The following is a 15,188-nucleotide window of genomic DNA, read 5'->3' as shown; positions in this document are numbered from 1 at the left end:
CTCACGATAGCGCACGCCACCGGGAGCCGCCACGGCGCCTGCAAACATCCCTACGACATGAAATCGGTAACTTTGTGTGACAATAGCGCGAGTACGCCTTAGGTGATAGCCAAACGAACGGATGCAACCAGCGATGCCATCGAGAAAAATCCTTGTTCCGCTGTTCGCCGCCGCCCTGTGCGCAAGCGCAGTGCTCGTCGCGCCCGCGGCATCGGCCGGCGAGCAGGCTTTCAAGGCCGTCGCCGCGGTGCGCAAGCTGATCGCGTCGGGCGAGGTGCCGGCGGGTTCGCGGCTCACCCTGGGATTCAAGCAGGGCAACATGAACGCCTTCCTCGGCAACGACCTGGCCTTGCAGAAGGAATGGGAAAGCCTGACCGGCATCGTGCTCGACGTGCTCATCGTGCCGCAGCAGCCGATCCGCGAGACGCTGCGCAGCACGCCCGACATCGACATCGCTGTGGCGCGCAACCACGAGTACCCGGACCTGCTGGCCGACGGGCTGATCACGGAAGTCGGGCCGTTCATGGCCGAATACGGCTATCGCTTCGACGACAACGCCAACGACGGCTACATCCGACCGGAACTGCAGTCGCGGGTGGGCGAGCGCACCGTCGCCATTCCGGCAGACGGGGACGTGGTGCTGCTCTACCTGCGGCGCGACCTGATGGACGACGCGCAGGAGCAGGCCGCTTTCCGCAAGGCATATGGGCGTCCGCTCGCGGTACCGAAGACCTGGGCCGAGTACGAGGAGCTGGTGCGCTTCTTCCACCGCCCGGCGCAGGGCCTTTACGGCGTGGCCGAGGAGCGCGACGAGGAAGGGGCGTGGATGAACTGGATGCCGCGCTTCCTGTCTTCGGCCGCGCCGCACGCGGAACTGTTCGACGAGCAGATGCGGCCGCGCCTGACCACCCCCGGCGCCGTCGCCGCAACCGAAAGCTACGTCGCGCTGGTGAAATACTCGCCGCCGGGCATCACGGATCCGGGGCGCAACTACAACTTCACCTTGCCACTGTTTGCCCAGGGCAAGGCGTTCGCGACGCTGAACACCATCGCCGGCGCACGCATGTTCAACTCCGAAGGTTCGACGGTGCGCGGTAAGTTCGTGGCTGTTTCCCTGCCCGGCACACGCGTGGACAACCGCATCGTGCGGCAAAACACACTGATCTACGGCAACAACCTCGTGATTCCGAGATCGGCCCGCAATGCGCGCCTCGCCTTCCTGTATGCGATGTGGCTGACCGACCCCGACGTATCGACGCGCTCGATCGGCGTGGCGGGCGGATTCGCCGACCCGTATCGCTGGAATCACCTGCGCGACGCGCGCGTCCGCAAGATCTACACACCGGAGACCCTCGAGACCTTCGGCGCGGAATGGGCCGTGACGCAGCCGGCCGGCACCGGGCTGCGCGGCGATGCGCTGTATCTCGCTGCGCTCGACCGCAACCTCACGGCCGCCGCCCGCGGCGAGATCGGCGCGCAGGAGGCGATGAGCCGCACCGCTACAGAGTGGGAACAGATCACGGAGAAGCTCGGCCGCGCGGAGCAGATCCGGCAGTGGGCGGAGTTCCGTCGCCAGTTCGGTAAGCGCCAATGAATCTGCCGCACTCACCCTCCCCCGCCGCCGCCACAGCAGTCCGCCGAAGCCCCTTCCGCCAGTCCCTGCTGGTACGCCTTTCCATCATGTTCGCGCTGGGCGGGCTGCTCGTGGCCGCCATCCTGGTCATCGGCAACCGCGTGCTCGAGGATGCGAAGCAGAGGCTCGAGAACACCGTCATCCGCCAGGTGCAGCCGCTCGCCGCGACCCATCGCCTGCAGACGCGCAGCCACGAACTGCGCACGCTGGAGCTCGAACTGCCCACGGTGCGCGACGTGTTTGCGCTCCCGCAGTACGCCGAACGCATGCAGGTGGAAATCGAGGCGATGACGGCAGAGCTGGCGCCCTTCCTCGCCGTGCTCGCCTCCACCCGTCCGGACGACGCGCGCCGGCTGGAAAGGCACTGGGCGAACTACCGCGGCGACTTGCAGGAAGTCATCCATCTCGCGGGCAAGATGGATCTTGCAGCGGCCGAAGCGATCACCAGCACGCGCACGCGCACCGCGCACGCGGCGATCTCGTCGATCCTGCGTGAACTCGTGAGCACGACCGAGCAGGCCGCAACCGAAGCCTACCGGCAGGCGCGTGAAGAGCAGCAGCGGCAGCAACGCTTCTTCCTCATGCTGTCGCTGGGCGGTTTCCTGTTCCTCGCGGCCGGCCTGGTCGTGTTCGCGCGCTCGCTCTCGCGGCGGCTGCGCACGGTGCGCGATGCCGCGAGCCGACTTGCAGCGGGCGAACACCGCACGCCGATCGCGATCTCCGGTGACGACGAGATCAGCGACCTGGGCCAGGCGTTCAATGCGATGCAGGAGATCGTCGTGTCGCGCGAACGGAGCCTGCGCGCCGCCCAGGAGGAACTCGAGGATCGCGTGGCGCAGCGCACACAGGCGCTGGCGACCGCCAATGCGCGGCTGTGGATGCTGTCGCAGGCAGTCGAACAGAACCCCATCGGGGTGCTGATCGCGAGCGCGGACCGGCGCGTGGAGTATGCCAATGCGGCCTATGTGCGGGTCACCGGCCGTCCGGCGGACACGCAACTGGCAAGCGCGCTGCCTGAGGCGGCCGACCCCGAACGCAGCCGGGAAGTCGACGCCGAATTCCGCGCCGCCCTGCTGGCCGCCCGGGACTGGGACGGCGAACGGCGCAGCCGCCGCCCAGACGGCAGCGAATACTGGGAGCACCTGCGCCTGGTCACGATGCGCACCGAGCAGGGGCGGCCCGAGCACCTCCTGCTGATGCGCGAGGACATCACCGAACGGCGCACGCAGGAAGAGAAGGTCGCCTACCAGGCGTACTACGACAGCCTCACCGCGCTGCCGAACCGCACGCTGGCGCTCGACCGACTGCAACAGGCGACCGGGCGCGCGGCGCGCGAAGGCACGATGTGCGCCGTGATGTTCATCGACCTCGACAACTTCAAGCAGATCAACGACACGCTCGGCCACGTCGCCGGCGACGAGCTGCTGTGCCAGGCGTCCGTGCGCCTGCGCTCGGTGATCCGCGCCGAGGACACCGTCGCGCGCCTGGGCGGCGACGAATTCCTGATCATCCTGGGCATCGCGCAGGCGAGCGACGCCGATGCGGTCGCCGCCAAGATCATCCAGGCCTTCACACCGCCCTTCGAGATCGAGGGGCGCGAGTTCGCGGCCTCGCCCAGCATCGGCGTCTCGCTCTTCCCCGACGACGGCAACGACCCGTCCGTGCTGCTGCGCAATGCCGACCTGGCGATGTACGAAGCCAAGGACGCGGGCCGCAACACCTTCCGCTTCTTCAACCAGAAGATCCACGACGACTCGGTCGCGCGCATGGAGATGGAGCGCGAGCTGCGCGGCGCGCTGGAGCGCGGGGAACTGCAGGTGCATTTCCAGCCGCTGGTGGCCGCGCGCGACTGTCGCCTGGTCGGCGCGGAGGCGCTGCTGCGCTGGAATCATCCGGTGCTCGGGCGCGTGCCGCCGGATCGCTTCATCCCCATCGCCGAACAGAGCGGCCTGATCGTCACCATCGGCAACTGGGTGCTGGACGAGGCCTGTGCCCACGCGGCACGCTGGCGCGAGGCCTGCGACGGCGAGTTCGTGATCGCGGTGAACGTCTCGCCGCGCCAGTTCGCCGCCCCCGGCCTCGTGGACACCATCCGGGCCTGCGTCGATCGCCACGCGATTCCGCGCAACCAGCTCGAGATCGAGGTCACCGAGGGCCTGCTGATCCGCAACCCGGCCGAGGTGCGCGAGGCGATGCTCGCACTCGAGAAGATCGGCGTCACCGTCGCCCTCGACGACTTCGGCACCGGCTACTCGTCGCTGAGCTCCCTGCGCGCCTTCCCCTTCCATACGATCAAGATCGACCGCAGCTTCATCCGCGACCTCTCCGAAGACGCCGAGGACTGCGCACTGGTGGTCGCGGCGATCCGCATGGCACGCGCGCTGGGCCTGCGCGTGGTCGCGGAGGGGGTCGAAACCGAGGTGCAGTCCCGTTTCCTCGCCCATCAGGAATCGGACGTGCTGCAGGGATATCTTTTCGGCCCACCCATCCCGCCTGAAGATTTTGTTGCAGATTGGGTGCACAATCCTATCCGTCGAGCATCGAAATCATGAGAGGACATGGGCAAGGGCGGCGCAACGGGATCGGGTAGACCGGAAGCAGAGGGCAAACCGGGCGGGCGGAGGGAGCTGATCGCGGCGACCGACGCGCGCCTGGGCATGTTCGTCGTCGAGCTCGACCGCCCGTGGATCGGCACGCCATTCCTGATGCAGGGTTTCCTGATCGACGACGCCAGGACGCTCGAGCAGCTGGGCGAATGCTGCCGCTTCATCTACATCGACCGCAGCCGCTCGATCGGGGAGCACTATGCCCCGCCGCAGGAAGATGCGGGCATGCCGCAACCCCGCCACGCTGCCGCAGGCCGGGCGGTGAGCGATGCCGGTGCCGGCGGAAACCAGCTGGGCTTCATGGAAGCGCTTGCGATCGTACGCAAGGGCGGCCTCGACGCAGCCGCCGCACGCCGGCTCGCCGGCGAGGCGCTTGCCGACCGGCCCGAAACCCAATCCGTCGAACGCGAGCTGGTCCGCGCATCTCCCGTGATGGCCGAGGCCGAAGCGGTGTTCGAGCAAGTCATCGCGGACGTGCGCGAGAACCGCAAGCCGGACATCGTCCAGGTGACCGAGAGCGTCGACGACATGCTGCAGAGCGTCAAACGCAACCCCGACGCCCTGCTGTGGCTGATCCGGCTCAAGCAGTACGACCGCTACAGCTACCACCACGCGCTCGACGTGACCGTGCACCTGCTGGTGTTCGCCCACTGCATGGGCTTTTCCGAAGACGGCGCGACCGTGCTGGGCGTGGCCGGCATGATGCAGGACATCGGCAAGATCCGCCTGCCCGAGCGCGTGCTGCAGAAGGCCGGGCGCCTGAGCCGGCTCGAGATGGAGATCGCCAAGTCGCACGTCGACTTCTCGATCGAGATCATCCGCCAGGATCCGAACCCCATGCCCGGCCTGATCGAGATCGTCAGCCGCCACCACGAACGCATCGACGGCTCGGGCTATCCCGACGGGCTGCGCGGCGCGGCCATCGGCCTGCGCGCCGAAATGGCCGGCCTCGTCGATACCTTCTGCGCGATGACGAGCAAACGTGCCTACGACGAACCGCTGAGCACCCAGCGCGCGCTCGAAGCGCTGGTGCGGCAGCGCGAGACGCGATTCTCGGGCAACGTCGTCGATGGCTTCATCCAGTGCATCGGCCTCTATCCGGCCGGCACGCTGGTCGAACTCAATTCCGGCGAAGTGGCCGTCGTCATCGCACAGAACCGCGTGCGGCGCATGCAGCCGCGAGTGCTGGTGCTGCTGTGCGCCGACAAGACGCCCAACCGCCACCCACCGACACTGGACCTGCTCTATTCGCCGCTGACCCCGGCCGGCGAGCCCTACCGCATCCTGCGCGCACTGCCCAGCGGCGCCTACGGCATCAACTCGTCGGAGTTCTACCTATCCTGAACGCGACCCAGCCCGCCCCCCAGAGCCGAGCCGCCGATGCACTCACGGCGGTGGCCTATTCCGCGGCCGATGCAGCGGCCCTGCGGGCGTTCGCGCTCACCGTCCCTGCCGGCGCGCTCGACACCGCGTTTGCCGCGAGCCTCGCGCACAGCAACGTCCATCCGCCTGCGCCCGCCGATACCGTGCTGTATGCGCGACTCCTGGACCGGCCGCAGTGGGGTACGCACGAATGGCTCGACGCGCTCACCGCGACCTGGCTCGACTGTCAGCAGCACGGCAGCCCGCCGACCCTGCCGGCCACCGCCTGCGCCTGCCTGATCGAAGCGGTACGCGCCTCGCTGCGTGTCGACGGCAAGCCCCCAGGGAGTGCGGACTGCGACATCATCGTCGCCGCCGCGAAGCTCGCGCAGGCGGTGCACGCAACGCTGGCGACGGCCGCGCTGGCACGCGTGGACCAGCGCCTGGCGGCCGGCGAGGGCGTCGACCTGCTCACCGGCCTGCCCACGCGCACGCAGTTCGTGCACACGCTCGAGCGCTGGATGAATCAGGCGGAACGGAAACCGGTCGGGCTGCTGCTGCTGCACGTCACCTGGGGCGCGGGAAGCCCGCAACAGCTCAGTGCCCAACGCGACCGGCTGCGCAGGCAGCTCAGCGATGCGATGAGCAGCGCGCTGCGCCCGGTCGACATGCTGTGCTCGATCGCGGACCAGGAATGGGCGCTGATCATGCCCGAGCTGCGCAGCACCGGCCAGGTGCAGCTGGCCGCGCGCAAGCTGATCGAGATCTGCGAGCGCTCGCCCGAACACGGCATCCCGCATCTGCGCGGCGCGATCCATGCGGGCACCGCATGCGCCCCCGAAGACGGCGATACGGCCCACGATCTGGAGCACGCCGCCCGCGCCGCACTGCTGCGCGCGATCCGCGCCGACATGCCGGTCGTGTGCTTCCACGCAGACATGATCGCGCGCATGGAACACGAGCTCGACCTCGAGCGCGACATCGCGCGCACCATCGCGCATCCGCCGTTCCAGGTCTGGCTGCAGCCGCAGATCCATCTCGCCACCGGCCGCTGCGCGGGCGCCGAGGCGCTGCTGCGCTGGCAGCGCGAGGACGGCGAATGGGTATCCCCGCCGAAGATCATCGACATCGCCTGCCGCCTGGGGCTGATGCCCGACCTGTCGCGCTGGATCCTCGGCCAGACGGTGCGCATCCTATCGGAACTCGATGCGCAGGGCATCGACATCCCCGTGGCGCTCAACCTCGTCGCCGAAGACCTGCACGACGAGGATCTACCCCACCTGGTCGCCCAGGCCCTGGCAACCTGGCGCGTGCCCGCGCCCAACCTGGTCCTCGAGGTGACCGAGGGCGCTCTCATCTCGGACCGCGACAGCGCCGCGCGCGTGATCCAGGGACTGCGTGCGCTCGGCTGCGGCGTGTCGCTGGACGACTTCGGGACGGGGTTTTCCTCCTTCGCCTACATGCGCGACCTGCCGGTCAGCGAGCTCAAGATCGACCAGCTCTTCGTGCGCGACATGCTGAACTCGAGCCGCGACCACGCGATCGTCGCGACGGTGCAGGCGCTCGCGCACGGTTTCGGGATGCGCGTGGTGGCCGAAGGGGTCGAGGACCAATCGACCGCCGACGAACTCCAGCGCATGGGCTGCGACCTCGCGCAGGGTTTCCTGTACGCCCGCGCGATGCCGGCGTCGGATTTCACACCCTGGGTGAAGGCGCGCAACGGGGAGTGAGGCCGCGCAGCGTCCGCCGTCAGAACGCGATCGCGATGCCGAAGTGCAGGCGCAGACGCTGCTCGGCCTGCCCCCAGGCGAGGTCGAGCGCGAGCGGGCCGGCTGGACTCTTCCAGCGCGCACCGACGCCGTAGCCCTTCTTCAGCTCGAAGATGTCGCGATCATCCGCCGCATCGCCCGCATCGACGAAGGCCGCCACACCCCATTGCGGCTTGAACCAGTGCACGTACTCGGCGCTCGCTGCCGCGAGGTAGCGCCCGCCGACGATCGCGTCCGCCTCCTGCACGCCGAGGCTCTGGTAGGCATAGCCGCGCACCGTCTGCGTGCCGCCGGTGCGGAAGAGGAAATCCTGCGGCACGCCGTCGCGGCTCTTGGCCAGCGTCGCGCCACCCTCCGCACGCAGGATCAGCACGTCGCGCGCGGCCACCGGCATGTAGCGCACATAACGGCCGTACAGGCGCACGAAGTTCTGGTCCGATAGCAGGGCACGCGAACCGCCGCCGATCTCGAGCTGCAGCACGTCGCCGCGGCGCGGATCGAGCGCATCATCGACCATGCGCCGCGTCCACGACCAGTTCAGCGTCAGCGCCTTGTGCCGGGTCGTATCGCCGCCGTCGAGCTTGCGCTCCTCCTGCTGCAGGCGCAGCGCGACCCGCGTGTCTATGGTGCCGCCGGCCAGCGCGCGGGTGTTCGTGCGCGCCACGCCCACCGCCTGGGTGGTCAGCGTGAGCCCCTCCACGGTACTGCGCTCGGCCGCCGCGCCGACGCTGTCGCGATGGCCCTCCGGCGCCGGCGGCAGGAACACGTCGGCAAACAGCGACTGGCGCAGCTGCTCCAGGCGCAGCGCGCTGGCAAGCTCCCAGCCGCGACCGAAGAGGTTCACGTCGCGCCAGCTGATCTCGCCACGAAAGCCGGTATTGCTCGAATAGCCGGCGCCGAAGCCGAGCTGGCGCGAACGCGCCTCGGAGACCTGCACGCGCACCGGCACTGCTGCGGCGAGCGCCGGGTCGCGCTCGATGTCGACCACCACGGATGCGAACTGCGGGACGTTCTGCAGCGTCCCCTGCAGCGCCAGCAGCTCGTCCTGGTTGAAGGGGCGACCGGCTTGCAGCCGGCTGAAGCGCGCCACCAGATCGGGCGGGAGATGCTTCAGGCCGGACACCTCGATGGGACCGAGGAAGAAAGGCGGCCCGGAATCGACAGTCACCGCCAGGCGCACGGTCGCCGCATCCGGATCGACCTCCGCGCGGCTGTCGGCGATCCGCGCGGCCGCGTAGTCGCGCGAGGAGACTTCATCGAGCAGGCGCCGCTTGGCGTCGTCCCAGGCCGACTGGCGAAACACCTGCCCGGCGGCGAGCGCCCAGGCATTGCGCAGCTGCGCGCGCCGCGCCACGAGCGCCTCGCCCTCGCCCGCCAGCGCCCCCTCGAACTGCACGTCGACCGCGACGACCTTCGCCGGTGTGCCGGGCACGACGGTGAGCTTCCAGTCGTCTTCGTCCTCGCGCTCCAGCTTCACCTCGGGCGAGAAGTAGCCCTCGGTCGCAAGCAGCTCGGCCGCTTCGCGCCGCGCGCGACGAGCGAGCGCCACGCGGTCGGCGCGCTCGGCGGGCAGGGTCTGATCGCTGCGAAGGATGCGCAGGTGCCGCTCGAGCAGCGGACGCACGCTCTCGGGCGCCGCGAGCTGCACGCGCAGCGCCTGCTGCGCCGCCGCGAGGGGCGGCAGCACGGCAAGGCACAGCGCGGCAAGCACGCGCGCGCCGGACGCTCGGACACGACGGACGGTCATGGCCGGATTGTACCGGCCATGGCCACGCCCCGGGCGTGCCGGCGAGCGCCGTTGCGGGCCGTTACCTTGCGTTGCCCTCAGTTCCCCCTCAGTTGCCCATTGCCATCAGGCTCGCATTGCCGCCGGCCGCCGCGGTGTTGATGCTGAGCGTGCGCTCGGCCACCAGCCGGCCGAGGTCGTACTCGGGCAACGGACGCACCAGCGGCAGGATCGGCCCGTCGCGGCGCGCGAGACGCACGCGCCATTCGTCCGCTGCGCCCTCGTCGCCGTCGCACAGCAGCGCCCCGAATTCGCCGTCGAACCATTTCGCGTCGACGCGCACGCATTGCGCGATCTCCGCCGGCAGCGCGGCGACGAACCGGCGCGCGAGCGCGTCGTCGCCCAGCACGAGGCCGTTGCCGGTCGCGAGCGCCGCCATCAGCTGGTGGAAGTAGCCCGCCATGGAAGCCGCAACCGCCGCAACGGTGCCGCGCGGCCGGAAGCTCAGGCTGTTGTCCTCGCCGGTCGGCCCGGGGAGCGCGAGCCGCAAGTTGGCGAGGTGATGACTGCGGTAGGCTTCCGCGCGCAGGCGCAGCGCCATGGTGTCGTCGCCCTCCACGAGCGCGCGCCCGGCCTCGTCGACCCACGCGGCGAAGCGTTCGAAACGTTCCGGCACCGCGCTCGCCGTCGGGAATTCCGCGCCCGGGCTGCGGCGCAGCAGGCGGTGCAGGTACAGCGGGCCGCCCGCTTTCGGTCCGGTGCCCGAGCGTCCCTCGCCGCCGAAGGGCTGCACGCCGACGACCGCGCCGATCATGTTGCGATTGACGTAGATGTTGCCGACATGGGCGCGCGCGACGACGTCGTTGATGGTCTCGTCGATGCGCGAATGGATGCCCAGCGTCAGGCCGTAGCCGGTGGCGTTCACCTCGTCCACGACGCGCATCAGCTCCTGCGCCGGGAAGCGCAGCACGTGCAGCACGGGGCCGAAGACCTCGCGCTGCAGCTGCGACAGCGAGCGGATCTCGATCATCGTCGGCGGCACGTAGGTCCCCTTCGCGCAGTCCGCGGGCACGGGCAGCTGGAACACCCTCGCGCCGGCCTTGCGCATCGCCTCGATGTGCGCGAGCAGCCCGGCCTGCGCCTCGGCGTCGATCACCGGACCGATGTCCGCACGCACGTCGGCGGTGTTGCCCACCGTCAGCTCGCGCACCGCCCCTTCGATCATCTCGATCACGCGGTCCGCGATGTCCTCCTGCAGGCACAGCACGCGCAGCGCCGAGCAGCGCTGGCCGGCCGAATCGAAGCTCGACGCGATCACGTCGCCGACGACCTGCTCGGGCAGCGCCGTCGAATCGACGATCATCGCGTTCTGGCCGCCGGTCTCGGCGATCAGCGGCACATCGCCGCCGCGCTCGGCGAGCGTGCGGTTGATGATCATCGCGACCTCGGTCGAGCCGGTGAACATCACGCCGCGCACGCGCGCATCGCGCACCAGCGCAGCGCCGACGACCTCGCCGCGGCCGGGCAGCAGCTGCACGACCGCGTCCGGCACGCCCGCCTCGCGGAACAGGCGCACCGCCCAGGCGGCGATCAGCGGCGTCTGCTCCGCCGGCTTCGCCAGCACCGGGTTGCCCGCCACCAGCGCCGCGGCGACCTGCCCGGCGAAGATCGCCAGCGGGAAGTTCCACGGGCTGATGCACAGCACCGGCCCGAGCGGCAGGTGCTGGGCATTGTCGAGCTCACGCGCCTGCTGCGCGTAGTAGCGGCAGAAATCCACCGCCTCGCGCAGCTCGGCGATGGCGTTCGACCACGACTTGCCCGCTTCGCGCACGGCAAGCGCGATCAGCGCCGGCCCGTCGCGTTCGAGCAGGTCCGCGGTGCGTTCGAGACACTCGGCCCGCTGCACCGGCAGACGTGCCGCCCAGTCGTGGGCGGCCGCCTCGGCGGCGCGCAGCGCCGCCTCGACCTCGGCCAGGTCGGCCTCGATGACTTCCCCGACGACGTCCTCCAGGTCGGCCGGATTGCGCACCGGCTGCGGCGAACCCTGGATCACCAGGCCGGCCACCAGCGGCCCGGCCGCGTGACGCTGCCTGCGGCCGTGCGCGAGCGCTGCGGCGATGGAGGAGCGCACCGGTTCGCTCGACAGGTCGAAGCCCTGCGAATTGCGCCGCCCCTGTCCGTACAGGTCCTTGGGCAGCGGAATACGCGGATGCGGCGATCCCGCGAGCGGCTCCGCGAGCGCCACCGGGTCGCGCACGAGCTCCTCGACCGGAACGTTCTCGTCCACGATCAGGTTCACGAAGCTGGTGTTGGCGCCATTCTCGAGCAGGCGACGGACCAGATAGGCGAGCAGCGTCTCGTGGCTGCCCACGGGCGCATAGATCCGCACCATGCGGCGCAGCGCGGGGTCGCCGACGATCTGGTCGTACAGCGGCTCGCCCATGCCGTGCAGGCACTGGAACTCGTAGTCGCCGTCGCGGTAGTCGCCTTCGGCCATGTGCATCACCGAAGCCATCGAGTGCGCGTTGTGGGTGGCGAACTGCGGGTAGATCACGTCGCGCGCGGCCAGCAGCTGCTTCGCGCACGCAAGATAGGATACGTCCGAGTAGACCTTGCGCGTATAGACCGGATAGCCCTCCAGGCCGTCGATCTGGGCGCGCTTGATCTCGGCGTCCCAGTAGGCGCCCTTCACGAGGCGCACCATCAGGCGCCGCGCGTTGCGGCGGGCGAGATCGACGATCCAGTCGATCGCGAAGGGGGCGCGCTTCTGGTAGGCCTGCACGACGAAGCCGATGCCGTCCCAGCCGCCGAGATCGGGGTCCTCGACCAGTGCTTCGAGGAGATCGAGGGAGATGTCGAGGCGGTCGGCCTCTTCGGCGTCGATGTTGAGACCGATGTCATAGCCGCGTGCCAGTACGCACAGTTGCTTGAGTTTCGGCAGCAGCTCGCCGAGCACACGGTCGCGTTGCGCCCAGTTGTAGCGCGGATGCAGCGCCGAGAGCTTCACCGAGATGCCGTTGCCCTGGACCACGCCGCGCTTCGCCGAGGAGTTTCCGATCGCGTGGATCGCGTGCTCGTAGTCCTTGTAATAGCGTTCGGCATCGGCTGCGGTCATCGCCGCCTCACCGAGCATGTCGAAGGAATAGCGGTAGCCGCGCGTCTCGCGTTCGGCGCCGCGCTCGAGGGCCTCCTCGATCGTGCGCCCGGTCACGAACTGCTCGCCCAGCAGCCGCATCGCGAGATCCATGCCCTTGCGGATCAGCGGCTCGCCGCCGCGCGTCAGCAGCTTGGAGAGCGCGCTCGCGAGCCCTTCCTCGCTGCGCGTCGCGACCAGCCGCCCGGTGATCAGCAGACCCCAGGTCGCCGCATTCACGAACAGCGAGGGGCTCTGCCCGAGGTGGGCACGCCAGTCGCCACGCGACAGCTTGTCGCGGATCAGGCGGTCCGCCGTGGCCTTGTCGGGCACCCGCAGCAGCGCCTCGGCGAGGCACATCAGCGCGACCCCCTCCTGGCTCGACAGCGAGAACTCCTTCATCAGCGCATCGACGCCACTGGAGCGGGCGCGCTTCGAGCGCAGGCCGACGACGAGCTGGCGCGCGAGATCGTGGATGCGCCGCTGCAGCGTCGCGTCAACGCGGGCGGCGTCGACGAGCGGCGGCACGCATTGCGGTTCGGGGCAGCGATAGGCGTCGAAAATGCGCCGGCGCAGTTCGGAACGCGGCTGGGCGGGGATGGCGGCGAGGAGGTCAGGATTGTTGTGGGTGCTCATGGGCGAAAACTCCGCAAAGGATTCCCGGCGGGGTCTCCAGCCGCCGGCCCGGACGGGCGAACCCGCCCGTCGAAAACCCGATTCTTCACCCGGAATCGTAGTTTATGGCTCCGAAATTCGCTTCCAATAAGTCATAATTCCTGACGAAATCATCATTTTTAGACGAAGAGACTGGCAGCGAAGGGAATGGACCGCATAGATCTCAAGATTCTCGCCGAACTCCAGAAGGATGCCCGCCTGTCATTCGTTGAGCTCGCGCGCCGCGTCGGCCTGAGCAAGACGCCGTGCGCCGAGCGGGTGCGCAAGCTGGAGGAAAGCGGCGTGATCCGTGGCTACCACGCCGACCTGGATCCGGTCGCGATGGACCGCTCGCACGTCGTGATCGTGCAGGTGCTGTTGAGCGGGACGACCGCACACGAACTGAAGCTCTTCAACGAGGCGGTGCAGCGCATCCCCGAGATCCAGACCTGCCAGATGATCGCGGGCGATTTCGACTACCTGCTGACGGTGCGCACGCGCGACATCCAGACCTACCGCAGCGTGCTGGGCGAAAAGATCTCCGAGCTGCCGTGCGTCAAGCAGACGCACACCTACGTCGTCATGGAAGTCGTGAAGGACGAGAAGACGATAGAGATCCGGACCGGCGAGGGGCGACGGCCGGGGTGAGGGGCGTCGTTCCCGATCAACAAGCGTCCGGTCGGTGCCTACTTGAACGAGCCCGCGGTCCGGTGCCCTCTGCCGGGCAGGCGCTCGCGGCCTTCGGCTTCCCGGTCCGATACAGTCTGCGGGGGCGGCGACGCAAACTCGGGCGCGTTGCGCCCTCAAACATGCGTCGCCTCGTTTCCCCCGCAGACCGCATCGGACCGGCGCTCACGGACAGCCCGGCAGAGGACACCGGACCGCCTGAAATGTGAGCGATATGTCGTTGCGTAAGGGTTAAGTGATCGGTTAAACGCAAAAAACCGATCGAGTCGAGCTTATCGAAGCCCTGAGATGTTCGAGCTGCCTTGGTAGGCTGGGAGATGGACGACTTTCCGCCCGAGTGCGGTCCGGGTTCTGGCCCGGGCTGTCCGCGAGTGCCGGAGCTGCGTGCATTGCGGGAGAAAAAAGGCGACGCATGTCTGAGCCGGCGCAGCCGGCGAGTTTGCGTCGCCTCTCCCGCAATGCACGCAGCTCCGGGAAGCCGAAGGCCACGAGCGCCTGCCCGGGCCAGAACCCGGACCGCGCTCGGGCGGGCGCCCCGAGGGGGCGCCTTCTCAGCCTCAAGCTTCCAAGTGATACTGCGTCACGCGCTCGACTTCAGCCGCCGACCCCAGCACCACCGGCACACGCTGGTGCAGCTTGGTCGGCTGCACGTCCATGATGCGCTCGCGACCCGTCGTCGCCGCACCGCCCGCCTGCTCGATGATCATCGCCATCGGATTGGCCTCGTACATCAGGCGCAGCTTGCCGCCCTTGTCGCGGCACTTCTCGTCCAGCGGATACATGAAGATGCCGCCGCGGGTCAGGATGCGATGCACGTCCGCGACCATCGAGGCCACCCAGCGCATGTTGAAGTCCTTGCCGCGCGGGCCGGTCTTGCCCGCCTGCAGCTCCGCGATGTAGCGCTGCACCGGCGGCTCCCAGTAACGCGCGTTCGAGGCGTTGATCGCGAACTCCTGCGTCTCCTCCGGCACCGTCATGAACGGATGGGTGTAGATGAAGCTGCCCATCTCGCGGTCCAGCGTGAAACCATGCACGCCGTTACCCACGGTCAGGATCAGCTGCGTCGACGGCCCGTACAGCGCATAACCCGCGGCCACCTGCTCGCGACCCGGCTGCAGGAAGTTCTTCTCGGTAGGCTCGCCCACGCCTTCCGGGTTGCGCAACACCGAGAAGATCGTCCCGACCGAGATGTTCACGTCGATGTTCGACGAACCGTCGAGCGGATCGAACAGCAGCAGGTAACCGCCCTTCGGATAGTCGAAGGGGATCTGGTGCACCTCCTCCACCTCTTCCGAGGCCATCGCCGCCAGGTGGCCGCCCCACTCGTTGGCCTGCAGCAGGATCTCGTTCGCGATCACGTCCAGCTTCTTCTGGGCCTCGCCCTGCACGTTGTCCGTGCCCGCCTCGCCGAGCACGCCGGCAAGCGCGCCCTTCGACACATTGACGCTGATCGCCTTCACGGCGCGGGCGACGACCTCGATCAGCAGGCGCAGCTCGGGCGTGGTCCGGCCCGCGCGCTGCTGCTCGATCAGAAACTGGGTTAGCGTGACGCGTCGCATGAAATGACTCCTTGTGGATCCGGCCGAGCCGGATGCAGATAGTGGCGCAAACTGAAAAA

The 15,188-nt window shown here is 68.9% G+C and carries 8 protein-coding genes; 5 read left to right on the top strand and 3 right to left on the bottom strand.

The genetic code is table 11. The annotated features are described in order from the left end of the window. Positions 1 to 133 precede the first annotated feature (133 nt). The 4 genes from U5817_RS04205 to U5817_RS04190 are packed head-to-tail and all read left to right on the top strand — an operon-like array spanning position 134 to position 7,331. Positions 134 to 1,594: an ABC transporter substrate-binding protein gene (locus tag U5817_RS04205; RefSeq protein ID WP_407279816.1), complete on the top strand. Its 1,461-nt coding sequence runs from the start codon at positions 134 to 136 to the stop codon at positions 1,592 to 1,594. Beyond that, complete coding sequence (locus tag U5817_RS04200) at positions 1,591 to 4,185, top strand: EAL domain-containing protein (RefSeq protein WP_407279815.1); 2,595 nt, start codon at positions 1,591 to 1,593, stop codon at positions 4,183 to 4,185. The genes U5817_RS04205 and U5817_RS04200 overlap by 4 nt, the downstream gene beginning before the upstream one ends. A gap of 6 nt (positions 4,186 to 4,191) precedes the next feature. Then, positions 4,192 to 5,583: an HD-GYP domain-containing protein gene (locus U5817_RS04195; protein WP_407279814.1), complete on the top strand. Its 1,392-nt coding sequence runs from the start codon at positions 4,192 to 4,194 to the stop codon at positions 5,581 to 5,583. A gap of 50 nt (positions 5,584 to 5,633) precedes the next feature. Next, the gene (locus tag U5817_RS04190; protein WP_169126472.1) at positions 5,634 to 7,331 is read left to right on the top strand and encodes an EAL domain-containing protein; all 1,698 of its coding nucleotides are present in this window, start codon (positions 5,634 to 5,636) and stop codon (positions 7,329 to 7,331) included. A 19-nt stretch (positions 7,332 to 7,350) separates the two neighbouring features. Here U5817_RS04190 and U5817_RS04185 read toward each other — a convergent pair whose 3' ends face one another. After that, the gene (locus U5817_RS04185; RefSeq protein ID WP_407279813.1) at positions 7,351 to 9,117 is read right to left on the bottom strand and encodes an autotransporter assembly complex protein TamA; all 1,767 of its coding nucleotides are present in this window, start codon (positions 9,115 to 9,117) and stop codon (positions 7,351 to 7,353) included. A gap of 88 nt (positions 9,118 to 9,205) precedes the next feature. Beyond that, entirely contained in the window at positions 9,206 to 12,865 is a 3,660-nt protein-coding gene (gene putA / locus U5817_RS04180; RefSeq protein WP_407279812.1) for a trifunctional transcriptional regulator/proline dehydrogenase/L-glutamate gamma-semialdehyde dehydrogenase, read from the bottom strand. Between the two features lie 186 nt (positions 12,866 to 13,051). Between putA and U5817_RS04175 the strand changes: the two genes are divergently transcribed. After that, a complete protein-coding gene (locus U5817_RS04175) occupies positions 13,052 to 13,531 on the top strand; it encodes a winged helix-turn-helix transcriptional regulator (protein WP_169126466.1) in 480 nt (159 codons plus the stop codon). A 596-nt stretch (positions 13,532 to 14,127) separates the two neighbouring features. Here U5817_RS04175 and U5817_RS04170 read toward each other — a convergent pair. Further along, a complete protein-coding gene (locus tag U5817_RS04170; protein ID WP_407279811.1) occupies positions 14,128 to 15,129 on the bottom strand; it encodes a class 1 fructose-bisphosphatase in 1,002 nt (333 codons plus the stop codon). Positions 15,130 to 15,188 lie beyond the last annotated feature (59 nt).

It is taken from the genome of Aromatoleum evansii (assembly GCF_045689615.1).
GTDB lineage: Bacteria > Pseudomonadota > Gammaproteobacteria > Burkholderiales > Rhodocyclaceae > Aromatoleum > Aromatoleum evansii.
This window is presented reverse-complemented; position numbering and strand designations above follow the sequence as displayed.

Coding starts and splice junctions, on each gene's coding strand:
- U5817_RS04205 (WP_407279816.1), top strand. CDS start 134: ATGCCATCGAGAAAAATCCTTGTTCCGCTGTTCGCCGCCGCCCTGTGC.
- U5817_RS04200 (WP_407279815.1), top strand. CDS start 1,591: ATGAATCTGCCGCACTCACCCTCCCCCGCCGCCGCCACAGCAGTCCGC.
- U5817_RS04195 (WP_407279814.1), top strand. CDS start 4,192: ATGGGCAAGGGCGGCGCAACGGGATCGGGTAGACCGGAAGCAGAGGGC.
- U5817_RS04185 (WP_407279813.1), bottom strand. CDS start 9,117: ATGACCGTCCGTCGTGTCCGAGCGTCCGGCGCGCGCGTGCTTGCCGCG.
- putA (WP_407279812.1), bottom strand. CDS start 12,865: ATGAGCACCCACAACAATCCTGACCTCCTCGCCGCCATCCCCGCCCAG.
- U5817_RS04175 (WP_169126466.1), top strand. CDS start 13,052: ATGGACCGCATAGATCTCAAGATTCTCGCCGAACTCCAGAAGGATGCC.
- U5817_RS04170 (WP_407279811.1), bottom strand. CDS start 15,129: ATGCGACGCGTCACGCTAACCCAGTTTCTGATCGAGCAGCAGCGCGCG.